We start from the raw sequence: 26,056 nt of genomic DNA, 5'->3' as shown, positions 1-26,056 counted from the left end.
GCCTGGAACCACATGAAGGTCAGCATCACCACGCGGCGAGTCCTCGCCGCCTTCGCCACGGCGACCGCAGTAGTCGCGATCAGCGCCTGCGGATCGACCGACGACGGCGGGTCCGAGGGCGCATCCGGCTCGGTCCAGGTCCAGACCGCCAACGGTCCGGTCACGATCAACGGCACACCGGAGAAGATCGTCACCATCGGCTCGCAGTGGACTGAGACGGTCGTCGCGCTCGGCCAGCAGCCCGTCGCCTACTACGACGCGGTGAAGGCCACCACCGGAACCGTCGCGCCGTGGCTCGCGGGCAAGGTCGGGGACGGTCGTGAGATCGACATCAAGAAGGACATCGTCACTCAGATCGCCGACCTCGATCCCGACGTCATCTTCACGCAGGGGAGCATCACCGACGCTCCGACTCTCAAGAAGCTGCAGGACACCGGCGTTCCGGTGATCGCGGCTGTCGGCAAGCAGCAGGTCGACTCGTGGCAGGACCTCCTCGCCGCAGCAGGAACGGCGCTTGGAAGAACGGACGAAGCCGCCGAGGTCAAGACGTCGATCGACGACAAGATCGCCTCAATCAAGAGCGCGAATCCGAAGCTCGCCGGCAAGACCTACTCGTTCGCGGCTTTCCAGTCGCCGACCATGATCACTCTGCTCGCGGACAACAACGACGGCGCAGCGGCTCTGTTCACCGAACTCGGTCTCTCCTTCCCTCAGGCGCAGCTCGATCGCGCCAAGGCGGAGGGGACTCCGCGTTTCCAGGTCAGCCCGGAAAACGTCCAAATCCTGGATTCTGACCTGCTGGTCATCGCGGCAGTCTCGGACGAACTGAAGAACACGCTGCAGAACCTGCCGTCGTACAAGTCCCTCAACTCAGTTCGCAACGGCGCGGTCGCCTGGACGTCGTATGTGGACATCTTCGGCCTCAACACTCCTTCCGCGCTTTCGATCCCGGCGCTGCTCGACAAGCTGAGCCCGGCTTTCGCCGCGGTCAAGTAGAGGTCGACAGCGCTGAGAAGACCCCCTGCACAACGGCGTGCAGGGGGTCTTCTCGTATGCGGATCAGCCGAGAGTGATCTCCAGCGGAGACGTCTGCTCGGTCGACGTGATGTCGCTGCGGCCGAGTTGGTTATTGCCGTTGGCGCCCCAGCAATACCGCTTGTCGCCCGCGATCGCGCAGGTGATGCTCCACCCGGTGGTCACCTGTTGTGCACCGCTGACGCCGTTCACCGTGGTCGGCGTCGACACGGTGGTGGTTCCGCCGTTGCCGACCTGGCCGAACTTGTTGTTGCCCCAGCATTTGATCCCGCCGTCGGCCGTCGCGCAGGTGGTCGCGACGTCTACTGCAACCGTCGTGGCCTTCTCGACTCCGTTGACCTTGCGCGGGCTGGAACTGGACGTCGAACCGCCGTCGCCGAGTTGCCCGTTGCCGTTCGCGCCCATGCAGTAGACCTCGCCGCCTGCGACGACGCAGGTGTTGGAGAAGGGCGTTCCGTCAGAGCGCCCCGCGCCGACCGACACGTACGTGACGTCGGTCAACGACGGCACCTTCACCGGGGTGTAGTGGTTGTCGGTCGTGCCGTCGCCCATCTGTCCGTCGCGGTTGACTCCCCAGCAGTACAGCGAGGCGTCGGCGACTGCGCACACAGTGCCCTCGTTGGATGAGATGGAGGTGACGTTGCTGACGCCCGCGACCTTCGTCGGGGTCTTGTTCGAGGACGTCCCACCGTTGCCGAGCTGTCCGAGTCCGTTGTCGCCCCAGCAGAACACGTTTCCGTCGGAGATTGCGCAGGTGGAATCCCACGAAGTGGTGATGCCGGTGACCTTACCGAGGCCCGCGACCTTGGTCGGGGTCGATCGGTCATCGCTCGAGCCGTCGCCGATCTGACCGAACAGGTTGGCGCCCCAGCAGTATGCGTCGTCGGATGCGGCGACGCAGGTCGTGACTCGGGTGTACTCGTCGGATTGGTATCCGCCGACGGTCACTGCCGTGACGTTGCTGACGCCGTTGACCTTGGCTGGTGTGGTGCGTTTGGACTCGGAGCCGTCGCCGAGTTGTCCGTGGTCGTTCTGACCCCAGCAGTACAGGTCCTTCTTCGAATCGACCATGCACGTGGTGTCCACGGCGGTCGACGCGAGCGGTGCGACAAGCGGATCGGCGGTGGCCGTCTCCGACGACGGCCACCACAGCGGCGACGTGCCCGCGATTGCGACGATCACGGCCGCGACAAGGGCGAGGCCGATGAACAGGCCCTTCTTCGACTTCTTCGGTGCGACGCCGACTGCCCCGTACGGCTGTTGCCCGTACTGGCCGGGCTGCGGTTGAAACGCGGCCCCCGGCTGGAACTGTGGACCGGAGACGGGTTGAGTGCCCTGGAACTGCTGCCCCGGCGGGTGCTGCCCGCCGAACTGGTGCTGTGGCCCCGACTGAAACTGTGGGCCGGACTGGTGTTGCGGTCCGGACTGATACGACGGCGGCATCGGGCTGAACGCCGCCGAACCGGACGGCGCCCCGAAGCCCGCTTGGGGGACAGGGGCGACCGTGGTCTGCGTACCGGAGCTCGTGGTGCTCAACGCTCGGTTGAATTCGGCGGCGAAAGTGCTGCAGTCCGCGAACCGGTCGGCGGGGTTCTTCGCCATCCCGCGCTGCAGAACGGGTCCGACTGCGGCGAGATCGGGTCGGAGTGCGCCCAGATGCGGTGCCGGCTGCTGGACGTGGGCCATCATCAACGCCGTCGCGTTGTCCGCGGCGAACGGAGGATTGCCGGCGAGCATCTGGTACGTCGCGCATGCGAGCGAGTACTGGTCGGCTGCCGGGCCCGCGGACTGCCCGCCGATCACCTCCGGCGCCGTATACGTCATCGTGCCGACGATCGAGTTCATCGCAGTGAGCTGCGGAGAGTTCGCCAGCTTCGCGATGCCGAAATCGAGGACCACCGCGCGCCGGATGGCGCCGTCCTTGTCGCGGGTCACGACGATGTTCGCGGGCTTGATGTCGCGGTGCACCACATGATGCTGGTGGGCGTAGTCGAGCGCGTCGCCGACCTGACGCAGCACATTCCCGACCTCGGCGGGCGTCAACCGTGTGGACGCCAGGTCCGGACCCTCGAGGTACGACATCGTGTACCAGGGCGACTCTTCAGCGATGCCGTGGTTGTGAATCGTGATGATGCTCGGATGATCCAACGACGCCGCCGTGCGCGCCTCGTTGGTGAACCGCTGCTGGAAGTCGGGGTTCGACGCCCCGGCCACCGAGATGACCTTCATCGCCTCGCGGCGCTGCAGTTGTTCGTTCTCGACGAGGTACACCTCACCCATGCCCCCTGAACCGAGCAGGGAGAGAACTGTGTATCCGGCGATCTGGCTTCCCGGTTGCGCTGGCACGTCGAGGTCCTTTCGAGGGGCGGACGTGAACTCGTACAGACTAATCCGTGAACGAGGCGCGGGTCGTTCGACTGAGGGATGCGCCCCGGGAACTGGTCGTCGTGGACTTGGGTCCAGACGCGCGGCGACGATGTCGCTCAGATGCGCGACGCGTCGCCGGGTCGACCGCGTCGGGAGGCCGTGGTGTTGTCGACTACCCTGAAAGGGTCCTTTTCCACCCCAGGTGTAGGAGATGCGAGCCAGGTGGCCGACGTCAGTACCCCAAGCGAAGCCAATGAGTTCCCGACCGAGCAGCAGCTCGCGTCGGTCGTCGACGAGGCGCGCGCAGCATTCGCCGCTGCCGCCGACCTCGACCAGCTCGCGACAGCGAAGGTCGCCCACGTAGGCGACAAGTCGCCGATCGCACTCGCACGTCGTGCGCTCGGCTCCATTCCGAAGAGTGAACGCGCCGAGGCGGGCAAGCTCGTCAACATCTTCCGGGCACAGGTCTCCTCGGCTCTGGAGGAGCGGACCGCCGTGCTGACCGCCGAACGCGACGCCGCAGTCCTGGTGGCCGAGTCGATCGACGTCACGCTTCCCGCGGAACGTCGCCGGACCGGGGCGCGTCACCCGATCACGGTGATCGCCGAGCAGGTCGCGGACGTGTTCGTCGGCATGGGCTGGGAGATCGCCGAAGGCCCCGAGGTGGAGACCGAGCACCACAACTTCGACGCACTCAACTTCCTCCCGGACCATCCGGCTCGATCGATGCAGGACACGTTCTACATCGCGCCCGAGGGGTCGCGTCAAGTGCTGAGGACCCATACCTCTCCGGTGCAGGTCCGATCCATGCTGAACCGCGACGTGCCGATTTACGTGGCGTGCCCGGGACGCACGTTCCGCACCGACGAGCTCGATGCGACTCACACGCCGGTGTTCCATCAGATCGAGGGTTTGGCCGTCGACAAGGGGCTGACCATGGCCAACCTGCGCGGCACTCTCGAAGTGTTCGCGAAGGCGCTGTTCGGCCCGGACACCACCACCCGTATGCGCGCCAGCTACTTCCCGTTCACCGAGCCGTCCGCCGAGGTGGACGTCTGGTTCCCCGCCAAGAAGGGCGGCGCCGGTTGGGTCGAGTGGGGCGGCTGCGGAATGGTCAACCCGAACGTGCTGCGCGCCAATGGGATCGACCCCGACGTCTACTCCGGCTTTGCGTTCGGAATGGGCCTGGAACGCACCTTGCAGTTCCGCAACGACCTGCCCGACATGCGCGACATGGTGGAGGGCGACGTCCGCTTCACCACCCCCTTCGGCCCGGCGTTCTGACGCGCCCACCACTCGTTCGACACGAAAGAAGATTGGTTACCCCGTGCGACTCCCACAGTCCTGGCTGACCGAAGTCCTGCAGAACGGCACTCCCGGCTGGACCGCGACCACCGACGAGATCGACGCAGGATTCGTCCGCGTCGGTTTTGAGATCGAGGACGTCGAGCCGTTCCCGGAGATCACCGGGCCACTCGTCGTCGGCCGTGTCGCCGCGATCGAAGAGCTCACCGAGTTCAAGAAGCCGATCCGCTTCTGCCAGGTGGAGGTCGGGGAGGACGCGCCCCGCGACATCGTGTGCGGCGCGCGGAACTTCTCTGTCGGCGACCTCGTCGTGGTCGCGCTTCCCGGCGTCGTCCTTCCGGGGCCGTTCGCGATCGCGACTCGCAAAACGTACGGCAAGACGTCCGACGGCATGATCTGCTCGGTCACCGAGCTCGGGGTGGGCAACGACCACTCGGGCATCCTGGTGCTGACACCGGGTACAGCGGAGCCGGGTGCCGACGCCCGCGAGGTGCTCGGTCTCGACGACACGGCGATCGACGTCAACGTGACGCCCGACCGTGGCTACGCGTTCTCGATGCGTGGTCTGGGTCGCGAGCTCGCCAGTGCGTTCTCGGTTCCATTCGTCGACGCCGGATTGCCGGGCGATCCGCTTGCAGCCGATGTCGACCGCGAGCCGTGGCCGGTTGCGATCGACGCCGACTCCGATGCGACGCGGTACACCGGACGCGTGATCACCGGGGTCGACGCGACAGCATCGTCACCGTGGTGGATCGCGAAGCGGCTCATGGTCGCGGGCATCCGACCGATCTCGGCCATCGTCGACGTCACGAACTACGTGATGATCGAATTGGGCCAGCCCCTCCACGCGTTTGATGCCGACAAGGTGCAGGGCACAGTCACTGTCCGCTCGGCGCGAGCGGGGGAGACGCTCGAGACGCTCGACGGCGTGGTCCGCACACTCGACCAGGAAGACGTGGTCATCGCCGACGACTCGGGTCCGATCGCACTCGCCGGTGTGATGGGCGGTGCGTCGACCGAGGTCACCGACTCAACGACCACTGTCCTCCTCGAAGCCGCGAACTTCGATCAGGTCCGCGTGTTCCGTACCGGTAAGCGGCACAAGATGAGCTCGGAGGCGCAGAAGCGTTTCGAGCGTCTCGTCGATCCCGAACTGACTGCGGTGGCGTCGGATCGCGGCGCGTCGCTGATCGTCGAACTGGCAGGTGGTCAGATCGCAGGCCCGATTGCCGACGTTCGTGTTGATGCGGCTCCTGCCGCTGCGATCGAGATCGCACCGGACCAGCCCGATGCGACCGCCGGCGTGGAGTACGCGCCAGGCACCACCGTCGCCCGCCTGCGGGAAGTCGGCTGTACGGTCGACGACTCCGGTGAGCTGCTGGCGGTGACACCGCCGTCGTGGCGTCCCGACCTGCGACAGCGTGCGGATCTGGTGGAAGAAGTGCTGCGTCTGGAAGGGCTCGAGGACATTCCGGCAGTTGTTCCGCGCGCTCCCGGCGGCACGGGTCTGACAGCGGCGCAGCGTCGCCGCCGGGCGATCGGTGTTGCACTCGCGGCAGACGGCTTCGTCGAGGTGCTTCCGTATCCCTTCATGCCTGCGGGTGTCTTCGACACATGGGGTCTCGCAGACGATGACCCGCGTCGGGCTGCGGTCTCCGTGCTCAACCCGCTCGAGTCCGACCGTCCCCAACTCAACACGACTCTGCTGCCGGGCCTTCTCGAGATGGCTGCGCGCAACATCGCACGAGGCCGACGCGACCTCGCTCTGTACACGATCGGACAGGTCGTCCTCGGCGGTGACCAGGGCCCGACGGTCGGCGCGCTCGATGTGAGTGGACGTCCGTCCGACGACGAGCTGGCCGCTCTCGACGCGTCGCTTCCGCGTCAACCGTTGCACGCCGCCGCAGTGCTCGCCGGACTCCGCGATCCCGCGGGCCCATGGGGTCCCGGTCGCGCCGCCGACGCGTACGACGCGTTCGCCGCCGCACGTGAGATCGCCGCGGCGGCCGGCGTCGAGTTGACGCTGGTCGCCGACGACACGCTTCCCTGGCATCCCGGCCGCTGCGCGCGTCTGGAAGTCGACGGAGTCGTCGTCGGACATGCAGGTGAACTGCATCCGGCCGTTCTCGAGCGTGCCGGTCTGCCCGCACGGCTGTGCGCGGTGGAGATCGACGTCGACGCATTGCCGTTGACGCAGGTGCTGCCGTCGCCGAAGGTGTCGCCGTTCCCCGCGGTCCTCCAGGACGTGAATGTCGTGGTCGCAGCCCACGTCCCCGCACAGGAAGTGCTCGACGCCCTTCGTGACGGTGCAGGCGAATTGCTCGAAGCGATCACCCTGTTCGACGTGTTCACCGGTGCGCAGGTCGGCGAGGGCAACAAGTCGTTGACGTTTGCGCTCACCTTCCGGGCCGACGATCGGACTCTCACCGAGGACGACGCCACCGCAGCCAAGCTGTCGGCGGTCGAACGTGCGACCTCGCGTGTCGGGGCCCGCCTGCGGTGATCCGCTCTGTCGTCGAGGTCGTCGTCGCGGCGCTGATCACGTTCTGGCTGCACCGACGACTGGTCAGGGCGCCCGGACTCACCGGGCGGTGGGCACTCGTCTCGAACATCGCTCTTGTGGTTCTCGGAGCCACGACGGCGGCCGCGTTCCAGGTCGGAGACACCCTCGATCCGTCGTGGGCTCGGCCGATCGGGTTCGTCGGCTTCACCTGGGCGGCGGCCATCTATTACCTGGCGGTCGGGATCGTCCTGATCGGTCTTGCATCCATTGCTGTCAGGCTCATCCGGAAGGTCCGCGGAGGACCAGGCGACGGATTGAGTCGACGTGTGCTCGCACCGGCGACCGCTGTCGTCGTGGTGGTGGCGTTGGCGCTGACCGGATACGGGCTGACTGAGGCCGCGAATCCCAGGGTCGTCGACGTCGACGCGAGGGTCGCGAAGCTGCCGGCGTCCTTCGACGGTGTTCGTGTCGCCCTGGTGACCGACGTGCACGTCGGACCGGCGCGTGGCGCCGACTTCACTCGCAAGGTCGTCGAGCGTGTCAATGCGAGCAAGCCTGATCTGATCGTGCTCGGCGGTGATCTCACCGACGGCACCGTCGCGAAGGTCGGATCCGACCTCGAGCCGCTCCGCGATCTGCACGCACCGCTCGGTGTGTTCGCGATCAGCGGCAACCACGAGTACTACGTCGACGACGGCGGCGCGTGGCTCGACTTCTGGGAGACTCTCGGGATCACGGTACTGCGCAACGAACGGGTGGAGCTGCGCAAGGGAGACGGCGTGGTCGATCTGGCCGGTGTGTACGACGCGACCGCGCCGGCGCCATACGAGCCCGACTACCGCGCGGCACTCGGTGGGCGTGACGCTTCTCGACCACTGATCCTGCTGGCCCACCAGCCGAAGCAGGCATTCGACGCCGCAGACTTCGGTGGTGCCGAACTGCAGTTGTCCGGCCACACGCACGACGGGCAGCTCTGGCCGAACACGTACATCGTGGCGTTGCAGCAGCCGGTGCGCGCCGGCTGGGGCGATGTGGACGGAGTGCCGGTGTACGTCACGCGGGGGACCGGGGCCTGGGGTCCGCCGGTCCGAGTGCTCGCGCCTCCGGAGATCACGGTGCTGACCTTGCGGCAGTGATCCCTCGCGCCGCGTCGACCGAGCCCCAGCTGTCTCCCGAGCGGTCACGTGTCGACCCGAGTCGAAAGGGTGTGCATCTATTTACGCGATGATGCATAATGATCACATGACTATCAAGGTTGCCGTAGCCGGAGCGAGTGGATACGCAGGCGGCGAGATCCTCCGACTGCTGTGCGGCCACCCGCGTCTGGCAACCGGTGAACTCCAGATCGGTTCGCTGACTGCCGGCGGGAATGCCGGGACGCGGTTGGGTGAGCACCACAAGCATCTGTTGCCCCTGGCGGATCGAGTCTTGGACGAGACCACTCCGGAAATCCTCGCAGGCCACGACGTCGTCTTTCTGGGTCTTCCGCACGGGCAGTCGGCGGTCATCGCCGACGCTCTGCCGCCGTCGACGCTCATCGTCGACTGCGGCGCCGACTTCCGGCTCAAGGACGCTTCCGAGTGGACGCAGTACTACGGCGGCCAGCACGCCGGAACGTGGCCGTACGGGATGCCGGAGCTGCCCGGCAATCGTGAGACGTTGTCCGGTGCGACGCGGATCGCCGTTCCCGGCTGCTATCCGACGGTCTCGATCTTGTCGCTGTTGCCTGCGATCGCATCCGGCCTCGTCGACACTCGGGTCAATGTGGTCGCGATGTCTGGAACTTCGGGTGCGGGCCGGGCGCCGAAGGTGAACCTCTTGGCGTCCGAGGTGATCGGATCGGTCCGCGCCTACGGCGTCGGAGGCGCGCACCGGCACACACCGGAGATCACGCAGGCGTTGTCCGCAGCGGCGAACGCGCCGGTCGACGTCTCGTTCACTCCGGTCCTGGTGCCGACGTCGCGCGGGATTCTCGCGACGTGCACGGCGCGGACCGCGGCGACCGAGGCCGAACTCCGTGCCGTCTACGAGGCCGCGTACGCCGACGAGCCGTTCGTGTACGTGCTCGGTGAGGGCGAGTTCCCGGAGACGGGTTCGGTGATCGGGTCGAACGCTGTGCAGATCGGCATCGCCGTGGATGAGCGCACGGGAACGTTCACTGCGATCGGCGTGGTGGACAACTTGACCAAGGGGACCGGCGGCGCCGCCGTCCAATCGATGAATCTCGCCGTCGGTTTCGGTGAGGCCGAGGGCCTGACCACCGTAGGAGTCGCACCATGACGACAGGAGCTGAAGAGACAGTGACCGCATCAACGACCAACCCGCCGATGACGCCGGTGGAGTTCACCGATGAGGTGTCGGGGGGTCGCATGGTTCGTCGCCAGGGCGTGACTGCTCCGCTCGGGTTCCGTGCGGCCGGCATCAAGGCGGGCATCAAGGTCAACGGCAACGCCGACCTCGCACTGGTCTTCAACGAGGGACCCGAGTACGACGCGGCGGGTGTGTTCACCGCGAATCAGGTCAAGGCGGCTCCGGTGCGTTGGTCGCAGCAGGTGCTCAAGGCGCAGCGTCTGCGCGCGGTGATCCTGAACTCGGGCGGTGCAAACGCGTGTACCGGTCCGGGCGGCTTCCAGGACACTCATGCGACGGCGGAGGCTCTGGCCGAGGCGCTGTCGAACTGGGGCACGGAGACCGGCGCGGGCGAGATCGCGGTCTGTTCGACGGGCCTGATCGGCGATCGGCTGCCGATGGACAAGGTCCTCGCGGGTGTCACCGAGATCGTGCACGAGATGGGCGGTGGCATCGAAGGCGGGACTGACGCGGCGTACGCCATCATGACCACCGACACGATCCCGAAGCAGGTCGCTCTGCATCATCCCGGCGGCTGGAATGTCGGCGGGATGGCGAAGGGCGCGGGCATGCTCGCGCCGTCGTTGGCGACGATGCTGATAGTTCTGACGACCGACGCGAAGGCGACCCCGGAGCAGCTTGACGCCGCGCTCCGGCACGCGACTGAGCGGACCTTCGATCGGCTCGACATCGACGGAGCCATGTCGACCAACGACACGGTGCTGCTGCTGTCGTCGGGCGCCAGTGCGATCGAGGTGTCGCAGGATGAGCTCGACGCCGCCGTGTTCGCCGTCTGCGACGACCTCGCAGCGCAGTTGCAGAACGACGCCGAGGGCGTCACCAAGCGTGTTGAGATCACGGTGACCGGTGCGAAGACTGATGCCGATGCGCTTGTCGTCGCACGGTCGGTTGCACGGGACTCGTTGGTGAAGACCGCGTTGTTCGGGTCCGACCCGAACTGGGGGCGTGTGCTCGCGGCGATCGGCGTGACTCCGGTGATCATCGATCCGGACGCCGTCGCCGTGTCGTTCAACGGGTCGATGGTGTGCGAGAACGGCACCGGTGTTCCCGGGGCGCGCGATGTCGACTTGTCGGGCGATCACATCCATGTCGTCGCCGATCTGAAGCTCGGTGAGGGCTCCGCGACGATCCGGACCACCGACTTGTCGCACGCGTACGTCGAAGAGAATTCGGCGTACTCGTCATGACAGACCTCACGCCTTTGGCGAAAGCCGGAATCATCGCCGAGTCGCTGCCTGCGCTGCAGGCTCTCCACGGCAAGCGTGTTGTGGTCAAGTACGGCGGTAACGCGATGGTCGACGACGATCTCAAGGCGGCGTTCGCCGCCGACATGGTCCTGCTGCGCGCCTGTGGCATTCATCCGGTCGTGGTGCACGGCGGAGGCCCGCAGATCTCCGCGATGCTCGCCCGGCTCGGCCTCGACGGCGAGTTCCGCGGCGGTTTCCGCGTCACCACCCCCGAGGTGATGGACGTGGCTCGCATGGTGCTGTTCGGCCAGGTCGGCCGTGAACTCGTCGGTCTGATCAACCGACACGGCCCCTACGCGGTCGGCATCACCGGCGAAGACGCGCACTTGTTCACGGCGTCGCGTCGTTCCGTGATGGTCGACGGTGAGGCCACCGACATCGGGCTCGTCGGCGACATCACCGCGGTCGACACGTCGGCCGTCGACGATCTGATCGCCGCGGGTCGCATCCCGGTGATCTCCACAATCGCGCCGGACGTCGACGGTGTGGTCCACAACATCAACGCCGACACCGCTGCGGGGGCTATCGCCGCTGCTCTGCAGGCGGAACATCTCGTGATGCTCACCGACGTCGAGGGTCTGTACACCGACTGGCCAGACCGGTCGTCGCTCGTGTCGACTATCAGCGCGTCGCAGGTCGCGGCACTGCTGCCGAGCCTCGACGCCGGCATGGTCCCGAAGATGGAGGCGTGCCTGCGGGCCGTCGAATCCGGCATCGGCGCAGCTCACGTCATCGACGGCCGGGAACCGCATGCGGTGCTGGCCGCATTGCTCACCGCGTCGACGGCCGGGACATCGGTCGTCGCGGACAATGGAGAAGGGGTCGACGCATGACCGCACCGTTGCAGCAGCGGTGGAACGCATCGCTGATGAACAACTACGGCACACCTCCGGTCGCGTTGGTCCGTGGTGAGGGCGCCGTCGTGTACGACGCCGACGGCAAGCAGTACCTCGACCTGCTCGGCGGCATAGCGGTGAACGCGCTCGGGCACGCGCACCCCGAGATCATCAAAGCGGTGACCGCACAGCTGTCGACGCTGAGCCACGTGTCGAACCTGTACATCGCGCCGCCGGTCGTCGATCTCGCCGAGCGTCTGCTCGGAGCGTTCGGTCACGACGGCCGGGTGTTCCTGTGCAACTCGGGTACCGAGGCGAACGAAGCCGCCTTCAAGCTCGCACGTCGCACGGGTCGTCCGCAGATCATCGCCGCAGAAGGCGGATTCCACGGAAGGACGATGGGTGCCCTCGCCATGACCGGTCAGCCGGCCAAGCGTGCGCCGTTCGACCCGATGCCGGCAGGCGTCGACTTCGTTCCCTACGGCGATGTCGCCGCGCTCGAAGCGGCGGTGTCCCAGGACACGGCCGCGGTGATCCTGGAGCCGATCCAGGGCGAGAACGGCGTCATCGTGCCTCCGGAGGGGTATCTCGCCGCAGCGCGCGAGATCACCTCGCGGCACGGGGCTCTGTTGATGCTCGACGAGGTTCAGACCGGGATCGCGAGAACCGGCGTGTATTTCGCTCATCAGCGTGTCGGCATCGTCCCCGACGTGATCACGCTGGCCAAGGGACTCGGTGGTGGGATGCCGATCGGCGCCTGCATCGCGACCGGACCGGCCGCCGACCTGTTCGGCCCGGGCCATCACGGCACCACGTTCGGCGGCAATCCGGCGTGCGCCGCTGCCGCCCTCGCCGTGCTCGACTACATCGACGCGCAGGATCTCTGCAGTCGGGTCGACTCGCTCGGCAAGAGCCTTGCAGCGAGCATCGAGGGGATCGGGCACCCGTTGATCGATCACGTTCGCGGCGAGGGTCTGCTGCTCGGCGTTGTGCTCAGCGAGCCGCTGTCGGGCCGGGTCGACGTCGCGGCGAGGAACGCGGGCTATCTGTTGAACGCACCCGCGCCGAACGTCCTACGGCTCGCCCCGCCGCTCATCCTGTCCGATGAGCAGGCCGACGCGTTCGTCGCCGATCTGCCTGCGATCCTCGACGCCGCACTGGCGGCAGAGTCGGAGAACCAATCATGACCAGGCACTTCCTGCGAGACGATGATCTGACGCCTGATGAGCAGGCGCAGGTTCTCGCCCTCGCCGCACAGATGAAGGCCGACCCTCTCGGTCATCGGCCGTTGGCCGGACCGAAGTGCGTCGGCGTCATCTTCGACAAGAACTCGACACGTACCCGCTTCTCGTTCGAGGTCGGGATCTCGCAGCTCGGCGGTCACGCGGTTGTGGTCGACGGTTCGACGACGCAGATGGGCCGTGACGAATCGCTCGCCGACACCGGCCGGGTCCTGTCGCGATTCGTCGACGCCGTCGTGTGGCGCACATTCGGTCAGGACCGTCTCGACGACCTCGCCGAGTTCGCCTCCATCCCGGTGGTCAACGCGTTGAGCGACGTGTTCCACCCGTGCCAGATCCTCGCCGATCTGCAGACGATCATCGAGCACAAGGGGCATGCCCGCGGGTTGACGTTGACCTATCTGGGCGACGCCGCGAACAACATGGCCAACTCGTTGATGATCGGGTGCGCGATGGCCGGGATGCATGTTCGTGTGAGTGGACCTGACGGGTTCCGTCCCGATCCCGACATGGTCGCGACCGCTCAGCGGCAGGCCAAGGCCACAGGGGGCAGCGTCTCCGTCATCGACGACCCGCAGGCCGCGGCGGCAGGCGCCGATGTGCTCGTCACAGACTCCTGGGTGTCGATGGGGCAGGAGGGCGACGGCCTCGACCGCGTCGGACCGTTCCGGCCCTATCAGATCAACGCGGAGCTCGTCGCGCTCGCCGCCGCCGACGTCATCGTGATGCACTGCCTTCCCGCGCACCGCGGCGAGGAGATAACCGATGACGTGATCGACGGCCCGCACAGCGTGGTGTTCGACGAGGCCGAGAACCGCCTGCACGCTCAGAAGGCGCTGCTCGCGTGGCTGTTGGGCAACCAATGACCGACGCGTCGGAGTCCGGTCGCCTGGCCGCGACTCGCGCGGGACGGCATGCCCGGATCGTGGAGATCCTCGCGGCCGAGTCGGTCCGGAGCCAAGCAGAATTGCAGCAGCGGCTCGCGGGAGAAGGGGTCGAGGCGACACAGGCGACCCTCTCGCGTGACCTCGACGAGCTCGGCGCGGTGAAGCTGAGGGCCGCGGACGGGGGAGCGGGCGTGTACGTGGTGCCCGAGGACGGGAGTCCCGTGCGAGGTGTGTCCGGCGGCACCGACCGCGTCGCGCGACTGCTGGCCGAACTGCTCGTGTCGACGGACTCGTCGGGGGACATGGCGGTCCTCCGCACCCCTCCGGGCGCTGCAGGCTATCTCGCCAGCGCACTCGACCGCGCACGACTTCCCGGTGTGGTCGGCACGATCGCGGGCGACGACACCGTCTTCGTTCTCGCGCGACGACCGCTGTCCGGCTCCGATCTCGCCCAACAGATCGAGTCCCTCGTCTGAGGGGCGGACGCGCCATGCACAATTGACCCTGACTACCGACTTCTTCAAGGAGCTAGAGACACCCATGGCCGACAGCACCGACGCAGCCACTCCGCGCAAAGAGGGCACCAACGAAGGCGCCCTGTGGGGTGGCCGCTTCGCCGACGGCCCCGCAGCGGCGATGGCCGCGCTCAGCAAGTCGACGCACTTCGACTGGGCTCTTGCTCCGTACGACGTCGCCGCGTCGAAGGCGCACGCACGGGTCCTCAACCGTGCGGGCCTGCTCACCGATGACGATCTGGCCGCGATGCAGAAAGGTCTCGACCAGCTCGCCGCCGACGTCGCCGACGGCACCTTCGGGCCCGCAGAGTCGGACGAGGACGTCCACGGTGCACTGGAACGCGGCCTGATCGAACGGGTCGGCACCGAACTGGGCGGGCGCCTGCGCGCCGGGCGCTCCCGCAACGACCAGGTGGCGACGCTGTTCCGCATGTGGTTGCGGGACGGGATGCGCCGCGTCGGCGCCGGACTGCTCGACGTCGCCGAAGCGCTCGTCGGCCAGGCTGCGGCGAACCCCGGTGTTGTCATGCCGGGCAAGACGCATCTCCAGGCGGCTCAGCCCGTGCTGCTCGGACACACTCTGATGGCTCACGCCCAGCCGCTTCTCCGCGATGTGGCTCGCTTGGCCGACGCCGATCGCAGGGTTGCCGTCTCGCCTTACGGGTCGGGCGCGCTCGCCGGGTCGTCCCTTGGACTCGACCCGGCCGCGATCGCCGCCGACCTCGGCTTCGACAGCGCAGCTGACAATTCGATCGATGCGACGTCCTCACGCGACTTCGCCGCCGAGGCGGCCTTCGTGTTCGCGATGGCGGCCGTCGACCTGTCGCGCCTCGGCGAAGATGTGATTCTGTGGAGCACACCGGAGTTCGGGTACGTCACCCTCGCCGACGCGTGGTCGACGGGCAGTTCGATCATGCCGCAGAAGAAGAATCCGGACGTCGCTGAACTCGCCCGCGGCAAGGCCGGCCGGATCATCGGAAACCTCACGGGTCTTCTCGCGACGCTGAAGGCTCAGCCGCTGGCGTACAACCGGGACCTGCAGGAGGACAAGGAACCGGTGTTCGACTCGGTCGCGCAGCTCGAGCTGCTGCTGCCCGCCGTGACCGGACTGGTCGCAACGCTCACCTTCCATCCCGAGCGAATGGCAGAACTGGCGCCTGCAGGCTTCACGCTTGCCACCGACATCGCGGAATGGCTTGTGCGTCAAGGAGTTCCATTCCGCGTGGCGCACGAAGTCGCGGGAGCGTGTGTCCGCGAGGCCGAATCCCGCGGAATCGGTCTCGCCGATCTCGACGACGAGACCCTCGCATCGATCAATCCGGCACTCACCCACGACGTCCATGACGTCTTGACCGTGATCGGGTCGATCGAGTCGCGCAACGCGCTGGGCGGAACGTCATCGACGCAGGTGGAACGGCAGATCGAGGTCGCAACCGCGACGATTGCAGACCTGCGAGCGCGGCTGCTCCCGTCCTGAGTCGGCGTACCCGGACGGGGCCGCTGACAGTTTTGTGCAGTGGGCCGGGCGAACGTGTCTGCTACCGCACGCAACGGGTAAGGTGATGCGCGTCGCGGACCCGCATCAGCGGTGACGACCGATGCCGCGGCGGAGAGAGGGACGGCTGTGGGACTGCCCAACGTAGGGGCCGCTGTCGGCCGGATCGTCGCGACCGCGCAGAACGGGCTGGAGGTGATCCGGCTCGGCGGACTGGAGACCGGTACGCAGCCCGCCCCGTTCCGGGTCGTCGAGACCGAAAAGATGTTCCGGCTGCGGCGATACTTCCCTGACGATGCCGGAGACGGTGCGTCGCACATCATCCTGATCCCGCCGATGATGGTGTCGGCGAACGTCTACGACGTCACCGAGCACAACGGAGCAGTCTCCGTCCTGCACCGCCACGGAATCATCCCGTGGGTCATCGACTTCGGGTCGCCGGACCACGAAGAGGGCGGCATGGAGCGCACCCTCACCGACCATGTGGTGGCGATCAGCCGCGCCATCGACCTGGTCCGCGGTGTCGTCGGACGGGACGTGCACCTCGGCGGGTACTCGCAGGGCGGCATGTTCGCGTATCAAACCGCCGCATACCGGAGGGCCGACGGACTCGCGAGCCTCCTCACCTACGGCAGTCCCGTCGACATAACCGCTGCGATGCCGCTCGGCTTGCCTGCGAATCTTGTCGTCCCCGGTGTCGAGTTCCTCGGCGACCGCGTCTTCTCCAACATCTGGGTGCCGAGTTGGCTGGCCCGCACCGGTTTCCAACTCGCCGACCCGGTCAAGACGGCCAAGAGCCGAATCGACTTCCTCCGAAAACTTCATGATCGCGACGCGCTTCTCCCACGCGAGGACCAGCGCCGATTCATCGAGCAGGAGGGCTGGGTCGCATGGTCCGGCCCGGCCGTCGCCGAACTCATGCGACAGTTCGTGGTCCACAACCGCATGATGTCCGGCGGGTTCGTCATCGACGGCGACGTCGTGTCGATGAGCGACATCACGTGCCCTGTCCTTGCCTTCGTCGGTGAGACCGACGACATCGGCCAACCTGTCGCCGTCCGCGGCATCCAACGCGCCGCACCCGAAGCCGACGTCTTCGAGTCGACGATCCCGGCCGGCCACTTCGGTCTGGTCGTCGGATCGACGGCGGGTCGGATGTCGTGGCCGACCACGGCGGAGTGGATCCTCTGGCGCGACTCGAAGGGACCACGACCCGAAGCCGCGCAGGAGATGGATTCGTCAGTCACGACCGGTAGCGGCATCAGCTGGGCGAACCGACTCACCTATGGCGTCGGTCAGGTCGCGGGCGCGGGAACCGCGGTGTCGAAGGAACTCATCGACGCCGTCTCCTCCATCCAACGGACGACGGTCGCCGTCGCATCCGAATCGGTGCGGACGGTTCCGCGACTGTTCCGACTCGGTCAGATTCAGCCGTCGACGCGGATCTCGCTCGCGAAGCTGATGAGTGAGAACGAGAAGCGCACTCCCAACGACGAACTGTTCCTCTTCGAGAACCGTGTCCTCACGCATGACCAGGTCAATACGCGTATCGACAACGTCGTGGCAGGCCTCATCGAATGCGGTATCCGACCGGGGGAGCACGTCGGCGTGTTGATGGACACTCGTCCGTCCGCGCTCGTCGTCGTCGCCGCACTGTCCCGCCTCGGCGCCGTCGCGGTCATCGTGTCGTCCGGCGACGACCTGCCTGAGATGCTGACGCTGGCCGACACCAACGTGATCCTGACGGATCCGAACCACCTGGACGTGGCCACGGCGGTCAGCGACAGAGTCCTTGTGCTCGGTGGCGGAGATCAGCGTGTCATCGATCGGGCCGACGGCGTCACGATCGTCGACATGGAGCAGATCGATCCGGACAAGGTGCGGATGCCCGTCTGGTACCGACGGGATCCCGGTCTCGCGGGTGACCTGGCGTTCATCCTCTTCACGAAGATCAACGGTCGGATCTCGCGTTGGTCGATCACCAATCATCGTTTCGCGATGTCGGCGTTCGGTGCGGCCGCCGCGGCTGGGCTTTCGAACCGCGACACCGTGTACTGCCTTCCGCCGCTGCATCATGCGTCGGGTCTGCTCACGACACTCGGCGCCACCGTCGCCGGACGATCGCGCATCGCGCTCTCGAACGGTGTCGATCCGGACCGCTTCGCATTCGAAGTGCGTCACTACGGCGTCACGGTGGTCTCCTACACGTGGTCGATGCTCGCGGACATCATCCGCCGCGACGACTTCGATGCAGCTCAACTGGCGACCGTCCGACTGTTCATGGGCTCCGGACTCACATCGGGCCTGTGGTCGGAGATACAGGAGGCACTTCCGAAGGCCAAGGTTCTCGAGTTCTTCGCCACCGCAGACGGCTCGGCGATCCTGGCCAATGTCGATGGCACCAAGATCGGTGCCATGGGCCGTTCGCTGCCGGGGACCAACAACGTCCGAATCGCCGCGTACGACACCGACACGGAGCAACTCGCAGTGGACCGTGACCGTGGCTTCATCCGGGAGGCGAACCCCGGGGAAGTCGGCATGCTCGTCTCCCAGGCCACGCAGAAGTTCGATGCGGCGGGTCTCGTCCTGCGTGACGTGTTCCGATCGCACGACCGTTGGGAGGTGTCGGGCAGTCTCTTCCGCGCCGACGCCGACGGCGACCTCTGGTACATGAGCTCCGCGCAAGGTGTGATTCGCACCGCGCGCGGCGTCGTGTATCCGGTGCCGATCCAGAACGCGCTGTCGGCGTTGTCGGCCGTCGAGCAGGTTGCCGTGTACGGCGTCCGTCACGAGGGCGCTCAATTGGCGGTAGCCGCGATCAGTCTTTGTGCGGATGGACCGTCGGTCACGCCGACGATGCTTCGGGTCAGTCTCGGTGAGCTGGAGGCGGCCGATCGTCCCGACATCATCTGGGTCACCGACTCGATCCCGGTGTCGGAGTCGTTCCGTCCCATCGCCACCGGGCTCGTCGCCAGAGGCGTTCCCAAGCCGGGCTCGAAGGTCTGGTACCGGGACTCGGAGGGCCGATACCGTCGCTACACCCCGAGCGTGGCGAAGTCGATCGACTGGAGCTGGCCGACGGCACACGGCGAGACGGTCGACGGCCTCGTTGATGTGGCCGAGTAACCTAGGGAGCCATGAGCACACGCGCTGAACGTCTCGACCCGGTCGTCCGCGACCGGCTCGTCTGCCCACAGGACCTCGGAGAACTGATCAACGCGGGGGATGAGCTGTACAACCCGCGGCTGCGAGTGGCGTACCGGATCGACGAACTCGGCATCCCGAACATGCTGATCGATGACGCACGCGCGGTCTCCGACGAAGAGCACCTCACGTTGACGAAGAACGGACAGTGACCCGAGTGACCGAGAACATCCTCGACGAACTCGAATGGCGCGGCCTGATCGGCCAGACCACCGACCGTGACGCGCTGCGCGAATCGCTCGACGCCGGTCCGATCTCGTTGTACGCAGGATTCGACCCGACCGCGTCGAGTCTGCACGCCGGGCACCTTGTACCGCTGTTGACCCTCCGCCGCTTCCAACTCGCCGGGCACCGGCCCATCGTCCTGTCGGGCGGCGCGACGGGATTGATCGGAGACCCCCGAGACGTCGGTGAGCGTTCGATGAACTCGACGGACACCGTCGCCGGTTGGGCCGAGAAGATCGTCGGACAGCTCGAGCGCTTCGTGGACATCAACGACTCCACGACCGGCGCCGTCCTGGTGAACAACATGGATTGGACCGGCGCTCTCAGCACCATCGAGTTCCTGCGTGACGTGGGCAAGCATTTCTCGGTGAACGTCATGCTGGCCAGGGAGACCGTCAAGCGTCGGCTCGAAAGCGACGGCATCAGCTACACCGAGTTCAGTTACCTCCTCCTCCAGTCGCACGACTACCTTCAGCTTCACCGCCGCTACGGGGCCAGCCTGCAGATCGGCGGTTCGGATCAGTGGGGCAACATCGTCGGCGGCGTCGACCTCATCCGAAAGGTCGAAGGTGCGACCGCGCACGCACTGACCGTTCCGCTCGTCACGTCTGCCGACGGCAAGAAGTTCGGGAAGTCGACCGGCGGGGGAAGCGTGTGGCTCGATCCCGAGCTCACCAGCCCGTACGCCTGGTACCAGTACTTCGTGAACACCGCTGACGCCGATGTCGTCGGCTACCTCAAGTGGTTCACCTTCCTCTCGCGCGAGGAGATCGCCGAACTCGAGCAGGCCACTGCGGAGAAGCCGTTCCTCCGACTCGCCCAGAAGCGGCTCGCCGCAGAACTCACCACGCTCATTCACGGCGCCGAGATGACTGCCGCCGCCGAACTCGCCAGCCAGGCGCTGTTCGGCAGGGGAGAGCTCGACGGCCTCGACGAGGGCACCCTCGCCGCAGCCCTCAGCGAGACCGGAGTCGCCGAGTTCGACGCAGGCGCGACGCCGACAATCGTCAATCTGCTCGTGGAGTCCGGGCTCGCGGACGGGAACAAGGCCGCACGCCGTGCGATCGACGAAGGCGGTGCGTACGTGAACAACGCCAAGATCACCGATGCGGACTGGACTCCTACGCCCGACGACCTGCTCCACGGACGCTGGCTGGTGCTCCGTCGAGGCAAGAAGACGTTCGCCGGCGCACGTATCGGCTGACGACCAGCGAGTTTGTCCTTACGGCGACAGCTGTGTAACTTATTCGAAGTCAGCGCGACACCGCGCGGACATCAACTCCATCCCGGCCGGTTGCAAGACCGAGATCGCGGAGGGTACAGTTGAGACCCGCTCGACCAACCAGATCAACTTTCCCGGAAACGGGATACGAAATGACGGTTGCGGAGCAGAAACCAGCCTGGTAGGCTGGAAGAGTTGGCCCGAAACGGTCGGCGGATAATTGAGTTCACTGGAGTTCGGCCTGTGTTTGTGTGGGTTGGTGCTGGTGGGTGTGTGTTCTTTGAGAACTCGATAGTGTGTAGATAGATGTTCTTGTGCCACATTATTTTTGTTTTGTGGCATTGAGGATGTTGTGACGGACAAGAATTTGTTTTTGTTTTGTTTATGATTGAATCTTTGTCAGTTTTTTGGATTTGGTCAGGTTTTGCTTTCTGGCTTGTGCTGAAATGATCGGCCTCTTTGTGGGGTTGTGTTTTTCTGTATTTTTTGTTGGAGAGTTTGATCCTGGCTCAGGACGAACGCTGGCGGCGTGCTTAACACATGCAAGTCGAACGGAAAGGCCCCTTCGGGGGTACTCGAGTGGCGAACGGGTGAGTAACACGTGGGTGATCTGCCCCAAACTCTGGGATAAGCCTGGGAAACTGGGTCTAATACTGGATATGACCTTCCGCTTCATGGTGGTTGGTGGAAAGCTTTTGCGGTTTGGGATGGGCCCGCGGCCTATCAGCTTGTTGGTGGGGTAATGGCCTACCAAGGCGACGACGGGTAGCCGACCTGAGAGGGTGATCGGCCACACTGGGACTGAGACACGGCCCAGACTCCTACGGGAGGCAGCAGTGGGGAATATTGCACAATGGGCGCAAGCCTGATGCAGCGACGCCGCGTGAGGGATGACGGCCTTCGGGTTGTAAACCTCTTTCGCTAGGGACGAAGCGCAAGTGACGGTACCTAGAGAAGAAGCACCGGCCAACTACGTGCCAGCAGCCGCGGTAATACGTAGGGTGCGAGCGTTGTCCGGAATTACTGGGCGTAAAGAGCTCGTAGGCGGTTTGTCGCGTCGTCTGTGAAATTCTGCAACTCAATTGCAGGCGTGCAGGCGATACGGGCAGACTTGAGTACTACAGGGGAGACTGGAATTCCTGGTGTAGCGGTGAAATGCGCAGATATCAGGAGGAACACCGGTGGCGAAGGCGGGTCTCTGGGTAGTAACTGACGCTGAGGAGCGAAAGCGTGGGGAGCGAACAGGATTAGATACCCTGGTAGTCCACGCCGTAAACGGTGGGTACTAGGTGTGGGGCTCATTTCACGAGTTCCGTGCCGTAGCTAACGCATTAAGTACCCCGCCTGGGGAGTACGGCCGCAAGGCTAAAACTCAAAGGAATTGACGGGGGCCCGCACAAGCGGCGGAGCATGTGGATTAATTCGATGCAACGCGAAGAACCTTACCTGGGTTTGACATACACTAGAAAGCTATAGAGATATAGCCCCCCTTGTGGTTGGTGTACAGGTGGTGCATGGCTGTCGTCAGCTCGTGTCGTGAGATGTTGGGTTAAGTCCCGCAACGAGCGCAACCCTTGTCCTGTATTGCCAGCACGTAATGGTGGGGACTTGCAGGAGACTGCCGGGGTCAACTCGGAGGAAGGTGGGGATGACGTCAAGTCATCATGCCCCTTATGTCCAGGGCTTCACACATGCTACAATGGCGCGTACAGAGGGCTGCGAGACCGTGAGGTGGAGCGAATCCCTTAAAGCGCGTCTCAGTTCGGATTGGGGTCTGCAACTCGACCCCATGAAGTCGGAGTCGCTAGTAATCGCAGATCAGCAACGCTGCGGTGAATACGTTCCCGGGCCTTGTACACACCGCCCGTCACGTCATGAAAGTCGGTAACACCCGAAGCCGGTGGCCTAACCCCTCGGGGAGGGAGCCGTCGAAGGTGGGATCGGCGATTGGGACGAAGTCGTAACAAGGTAGCCGTACCGGAAGGTGCGGCTGGATCACCTCCTTTCTAAGGAGCAAACAACAATACCGATGCTCAACCCGAATGCGGTCGAGATCGGTGTTTGTTCAGGGTGAAACACAAGACGCGCCTGCGGCGAGCACAATTATGTGTGGTCGCTTTTATGTGGGTGGAGTCATGCGGGTGACTGTATGGCTGCTAGATACACACTATCGGGGTTCTGAGAGAACACACCGGCCGGCGGATTTTTTCTGTCGGTTGTTGTTGTTTTTTCTGCTGCTCGCTGACTTTCCGCCTCTGTGTTGGGGTGTGGGGGTGGGTGGGTGTGTGTTGTTTGAGAAGTGGATAGTGGATGCGAGCATCTTGACACGTTCAAGGTGTATTGTATTGCAATTTCAAAAAGTATGTTGAATCTATTGTGATGTCCACATTCGTGTCACAGTGGTGGCTGTCCTGTTTCTTTGTGGGGTGGTTGTTGTTGTGGTGTGTTTGTGGGTGTTGTTGTAAGTGTTTTAGGGCGTTCGGTGGATGCCTTGGTACCAGGAGCCGATGAAGGACGTGGTAGGCCGCGATAGTCCTCGGGGAGTTGTCAAACGAGCTGTGATCCGAGGGTGTCCGAATGGGGAAACCCAGCACGAGTTATGTCGTGTTACCCACTTCTGAATGTATAGGGAGTGTGGAGGGAACGTGGGGAAGTGAAACATCTCAGTACCCACAGGAAGAGAAAACAATAGTGATTCCGTGAGTAGTGGCGAGCGAAAGCGGATGGGGCTAAACCGCGCGTATGTGATACCCGGCAGGGGTTGTGCGTGTGGGGTTGTGGGAGCATCATGTCATCGTCTGCCGGCGGTGAGGTCAGTAAGAAAATCATGGGTTAGGTGAAGTGGCCTGGAATGGTCTGCCGTAGGGGGTGAGAGTCCCGTAACCGAAAACTTGTGGTCTGGCTTTGGTGTTTCCCAAGTAGCAGCGGGCTCGTGGAATCTGCTGTGAATCTGCCGGGACCACCCGGTAAGCCTAAATACTCTCTGGTGACCGATAGCGGACTAGTACCGTGAGGGAAAGGTGAAAAGTACCCCGGGAGGGGAGTGAAATAGTACCTGAAACCGAGCGCTTACAATCCGTCAGAGCCTCCCTTTGTGGTGGGGTGATGGCGTGCCTTTTGAAGAATGAGCCTGCGAGTTAGTGCTCAGTGGCAAGGTTAACCCGTGTGGGGTAGCCGTAGCGAAAGCGAGTCTGAATAGGGCGAATGAGTCGCTGGGTCTAGACCCGAAGCGGAGTGATCTACCCATGGCCAGGGTGAAGCAGAGGTAAGACTTTGTGGAGGCCCGAACCCACTTCAGTTGAAAATGGAGGGGATGAGTTGTGGGTAGGGGTGAAAGGCCAATCAAACTCCGTGATAGCTGGTTCTCCCCGAAATGCATTTAGGTGCAGCGTCACGTGTTTCTTACTGGAGGTAGAGCTACTGGATGGCCGATGGGCCCTACAAGGTTACTGACGTCAGCCAAACTCCGAATGCCGGTAAGTGAGAGCGTGGCAGTGAGACTGCGGGGGATAAGCTTCGTAGTCGAGAGGGAAACAGCCCAGATCGCCGGCTAAGGCCCCTAAGCGTGTACTAAGTGGAAAAGGATGTGGGGTCGCGAAGACAACCAGGAGGTTGGCTTAGAAGCAGCCACCCTTGAAAGAGTGCGTAATAGCTCACTGGTCAAGTGATCCTGCGCCGACAATGTAGCGGGGCTCAAGTACACCGCCGAAGCCGCGGCACTCACACATGTACATCGGCAACCTTGTGTTGTCTAGTGGTGTGGGTGGGTAGGGGAGCGTCCTGCATCCGTGGAAGCCACAGAGTGATCTAGTGGTGGAGGGTGTGGGAGTGAGAATGCAGGCATGAGTAGCGAAAGACAAGTGAGAAACTTGTCCGCCGAATGACCAAGGGTTCCTGGGCCAGGTTAATCCGCCCAGGGTGAGTCGGGACCTAAGGCGAGGCCGACAGGCGTAGTCGATGGACAACGGGTTGATATTCCCGTACCCGTGTATCCGCGCCCAGTGGCGAATCATCTGTACTAACCATCCAAAAGCATTGCTTCAGCCTTTCGGGGTTGTCTTAGTGTGGCTGCGTGGGACCTTGGGTGTAGTAGTCAAGCGATGGGGTGACGCAGGAAGGTAGCTGGGCCAGTCAGTGGTTGTACTGGTGTAAGCCTGTAGGGAGTGACATAGGCAAATCCGTGTCACATTGATCCTGAGAGGTGATGCGTAGCCGTTCAGGTGAATTCAGTGATCCTAAGCTGCCGAGAAAAGCCTCTAGTGAGTTGGTGCACGGCCCGTACCCCAAACCGACACAGGTGGTCAGGTAGAGAATACTAAGGCGATCGAGATAACTGTGGTTAAGGAACTCGGCAAATTACCCCCGTAACTTCGGGAGAAGGGGGGCCATGGCTGGTGATCACCTTTGCGGTGTGAGCTGGTTGTGGTCGCAGAGACCAGAGAGAAGCGACTGTTTACTAAAAACACAGGTCCGTGCGAAGTCGTAAGACGATGTATACGGACTGACGCCTGCCCGGTGCTGGAAGGTTAAGAGGACCGGTTAGTGGAGTAATCCGCGAAGCTGAGAATTTAAGCCCCAGTAAACGGCGGTGGTAACTATAACCATCCTAAGGTAGCGAAATTCCTTGTCGGGTAAGTTCCGACCTGCACGAATGGCGTAACGACTTCTCTGCTGTCTCAACCACAGACTCGGCGAAATTGCAGTACGAGTAAAGATGCTCGTTTCGCGCGGCAGGACGAAAAGACCCCGGGACCTTCACTATAGCTTGGTATTGGTGTTCGGTACGGTTTGTGTAGGATAGGTGGGAGACTGTGAAGCTGGCACGCTAGTGTTGGTGGAGTCGTTGTTGAAATACCACTCTGATCGTATTGGGCTTCTAACCTCGGACCCTGATCGGGTTCAGGGACAGTGCCTGGTGGGTAGTTTAACTGGGGCGGTTGCCTCCTAAAATGTAACGGAGGCGCCCAAAGGTTCCCTCAGCCTGGATGGCAATCAGGTGTTGAGTGTAAGTGCACAAGGGAGCTTGACTGTGAGACGTACATGTCGAGCAGGGACGAAAGTCGGGACTAGTGATCCGGCACCGGCAAGTGGAAGCGGTGTCGCTCAACGGATAAAAGGTACCCCGGGGATAACAGGCTGATCTTCCCCAAGAGTCCATATCGACGGGATGGTTTGGCACCTCGATGTCGGCTCGTCGCATCCTGGGGCTGGAGTAGGTCCCAAGGGTTGGGCTGTTCGCCCATTAAAGCGGCACGCGAGCTGGGTTTAGAACGTCGTGAGACAGTTCGGTCTCTATCCGCCGCGCGCGATTAGAAACTTGAGGAAACCTGTCCCTAGTACGAGAGGACCGGGACGGACGAACCTCTGGTGTGCCAGTTGTTCCGCCAGGAGCACTGCTGGTTAGCTACGTTCGGAAGGGATAACCGCTGAAAGCATCTAAGCGGGAAGCCTGTTCCAAGATGAGGTTTCTCACCACCTTTCGGGGTGGGTAAGGCCCCCTACAGACTATGGGGTTGATAGGCCAGAACTGTAAGCATAGTAATGTGTTCAGGTGACTGGTACTAATAGGCCGAGGACTTACTAACAACACTCACACACATTTTG

At 64.1% G+C, this 26,056-nt stretch carries 15 protein-coding genes and 2 rRNA genes; 16 read left to right on the top strand and 1 reads right to left on the bottom strand.

Annotated features, from left to right (window positions below; all coding sequences use genetic code 11):
- Nucleotides 1-12 precede the first annotated feature (12 nt).
- A complete protein-coding gene (locus tag JVX90_RS09600; protein WP_205332107.1) occupies nt 13-996 on the top strand; it encodes an ABC transporter substrate-binding protein in 984 nt (327 codons plus the stop codon).
- Nucleotides 997-1,059: 63 nt separating this feature from the next.
- On the opposite strand, the gene JVX90_RS09595 is transcribed toward JVX90_RS09600, so the two are convergent.
- Nucleotides 1,060-3,381, bottom strand: a complete 2,322-nt coding sequence (locus tag JVX90_RS09595) for a protein kinase (protein WP_205332106.1) — start codon at nt 3,379-3,381, stop codon at nt 1,060-1,062.
- A gap of 243 nt (nt 3,382-3,624) precedes the next feature.
- Between JVX90_RS09595 and pheS the strand changes: the two genes are divergently transcribed.
- The 15 genes from pheS to JVX90_RS09520 all read left to right on the top strand — a co-directional run bounded on the left by pheS (nt 3,625) and on the right by JVX90_RS09520 (nt 26,037).
- Nucleotides 3,625-4,686 carry a phenylalanine--tRNA ligase subunit alpha gene (gene pheS / locus JVX90_RS09590; RefSeq protein WP_205332105.1) on the top strand — a complete coding sequence of 354 codons (1,062 nt, stop codon included), beginning with the start codon at nt 3,625-3,627 and terminating at the stop codon, nt 4,684-4,686.
- Between the two features lie 43 nt (nt 4,687-4,729).
- The gene (pheT, locus tag JVX90_RS09585; RefSeq protein WP_205332104.1) at nt 4,730-7,210 is read left to right on the top strand and encodes a phenylalanine--tRNA ligase subunit beta; all 2,481 of its coding nucleotides are present in this window, start codon (nt 4,730-4,732) and stop codon (nt 7,208-7,210) included.
- Nucleotides 7,207-8,346, top strand: coding sequence for a metallophosphoesterase (locus JVX90_RS09580; protein ID WP_205332103.1), 1,140 nt, complete (start codon nt 7,207-7,209; stop codon nt 8,344-8,346). Before pheT ends, JVX90_RS09580 begins: the two co-directional genes overlap by 4 nt.
- 106 nt (nt 8,347-8,452) lie before the next feature.
- Nucleotides 8,453-9,490, top strand: coding sequence for an N-acetyl-gamma-glutamyl-phosphate reductase (gene argC, locus JVX90_RS09575; protein WP_240194124.1), 1,038 nt, complete (start codon nt 8,453-8,455; stop codon nt 9,488-9,490).
- Nucleotides 9,491-9,537: 47 nt separating this feature from the next.
- Entirely contained in the window at nt 9,538-10,767 is a 1,230-nt protein-coding gene (gene argJ / locus JVX90_RS09570; protein ID WP_240194166.1) for a bifunctional glutamate N-acetyltransferase/amino-acid acetyltransferase ArgJ, read from the top strand.
- Nucleotides 10,764-11,660, top strand: coding sequence for an acetylglutamate kinase (gene argB / locus JVX90_RS09565; RefSeq protein WP_205332101.1), 897 nt, complete (start codon nt 10,764-10,766; stop codon nt 11,658-11,660). Before argJ ends, argB begins: the two co-directional genes overlap by 4 nt.
- Nucleotides 11,657-12,850, top strand: a complete 1,194-nt coding sequence (locus JVX90_RS09560; protein ID WP_205332100.1) for an acetylornithine transaminase — start codon at nt 11,657-11,659, stop codon at nt 12,848-12,850. Before argB ends, JVX90_RS09560 begins: the two co-directional genes overlap by 4 nt.
- Complete coding sequence (gene argF / locus JVX90_RS09555; RefSeq protein WP_205332099.1) at nt 12,847-13,770, top strand: ornithine carbamoyltransferase; 924 nt, start codon at nt 12,847-12,849, stop codon at nt 13,768-13,770. Before JVX90_RS09560 ends, argF begins: the two co-directional genes overlap by 4 nt.
- Complete coding sequence (locus JVX90_RS09550) at nt 13,767-14,267, top strand: arginine repressor (protein WP_205332098.1); 501 nt, start codon at nt 13,767-13,769, stop codon at nt 14,265-14,267. Before argF ends, JVX90_RS09550 begins: the two co-directional genes overlap by 4 nt.
- A gap of 64 nt (nt 14,268-14,331) precedes the next feature.
- On the top strand, nt 14,332-15,783 hold the full coding sequence (gene argH / locus JVX90_RS09545) for an argininosuccinate lyase (protein ID WP_205332097.1): 1,452 nt from the start codon (nt 14,332-14,334) through the stop codon (nt 15,781-15,783).
- Between the two features lie 147 nt (nt 15,784-15,930).
- On the top strand, nt 15,931-18,927 hold the full coding sequence (locus tag JVX90_RS09540; protein ID WP_205332096.1) for an AMP-binding protein: 2,997 nt from the start codon (nt 15,931-15,933) through the stop codon (nt 18,925-18,927).
- A gap of 11 nt (nt 18,928-18,938) precedes the next feature.
- Nucleotides 18,939-19,157: a Trm112 family protein gene (locus tag JVX90_RS09535; RefSeq protein WP_205332095.1), complete on the top strand. Its 219-nt coding sequence runs from the start codon at nt 18,939-18,941 to the stop codon at nt 19,155-19,157.
- 5 nt (nt 19,158-19,162) lie between these two features.
- On the top strand, nt 19,163-20,434 hold the full coding sequence (gene tyrS, locus JVX90_RS09530) for a tyrosine--tRNA ligase (protein ID WP_205332094.1): 1,272 nt from the start codon (nt 19,163-19,165) through the stop codon (nt 20,432-20,434).
- A gap of 504 nt (nt 20,435-20,938) precedes the next feature.
- Nucleotides 20,939-22,458, top strand: a 16S ribosomal RNA gene (locus JVX90_RS09525).
- A gap of 453 nt (nt 22,459-22,911) precedes the next feature.
- Nucleotides 22,912-26,037 (top strand): 23S ribosomal RNA (locus JVX90_RS09520).
- Together the 16S and 23S rRNA genes form the textbook arrangement of a ribosomal RNA operon.
- Nucleotides 26,038-26,056: the final 19 nt, after the last annotated feature.

It is taken from the genome of Gordonia sp. PDNC005 (genome assembly GCF_016919385.1).
In the GTDB taxonomy this organism is placed as follows: Bacteria; Actinomycetota; Actinomycetes; order Mycobacteriales; family Mycobacteriaceae; genus Gordonia.
The sequence above is the reverse complement of the archived record's forward strand: the minus strand, read 5'-3'. Positions and strand labels throughout refer to the sequence as shown.

What these genes read in the sequence shown, in the direction of transcription:
- JVX90_RS09600 (WP_205332107.1), top strand. Translation starts at nt 13, where the DNA reads ATGAAGGTCAGCATCACCACGCGGCGAGTCCTCGCCGCCTTCGCCACG.
- argC (WP_240194124.1), top strand. Translation starts at nt 8,453, where the DNA reads ATGACTATCAAGGTTGCCGTAGCCGGAGCGAGTGGATACGCAGGCGGC.
- argJ (WP_240194166.1), top strand. Translation starts at nt 9,538, where the DNA reads ATGACGCCGGTGGAGTTCACCGATGAGGTGTCGGGGGGTCGCATGGTT.
- argB (WP_205332101.1), top strand. Translation starts at nt 10,764, where the DNA reads ATGACAGACCTCACGCCTTTGGCGAAAGCCGGAATCATCGCCGAGTCG.
- JVX90_RS09560 (WP_205332100.1), top strand. Translation starts at nt 11,657, where the DNA reads ATGACCGCACCGTTGCAGCAGCGGTGGAACGCATCGCTGATGAACAAC.
- argF (WP_205332099.1), top strand. Translation starts at nt 12,847, where the DNA reads ATGACCAGGCACTTCCTGCGAGACGATGATCTGACGCCTGATGAGCAG.
- JVX90_RS09550 (WP_205332098.1), top strand. Translation starts at nt 13,767, where the DNA reads ATGACCGACGCGTCGGAGTCCGGTCGCCTGGCCGCGACTCGCGCGGGA.
- argH (WP_205332097.1), top strand. Translation starts at nt 14,332, where the DNA reads ATGGCCGACAGCACCGACGCAGCCACTCCGCGCAAAGAGGGCACCAAC.
- JVX90_RS09535 (WP_205332095.1), top strand. Translation starts at nt 18,939, where the DNA reads ATGAGCACACGCGCTGAACGTCTCGACCCGGTCGTCCGCGACCGGCTC.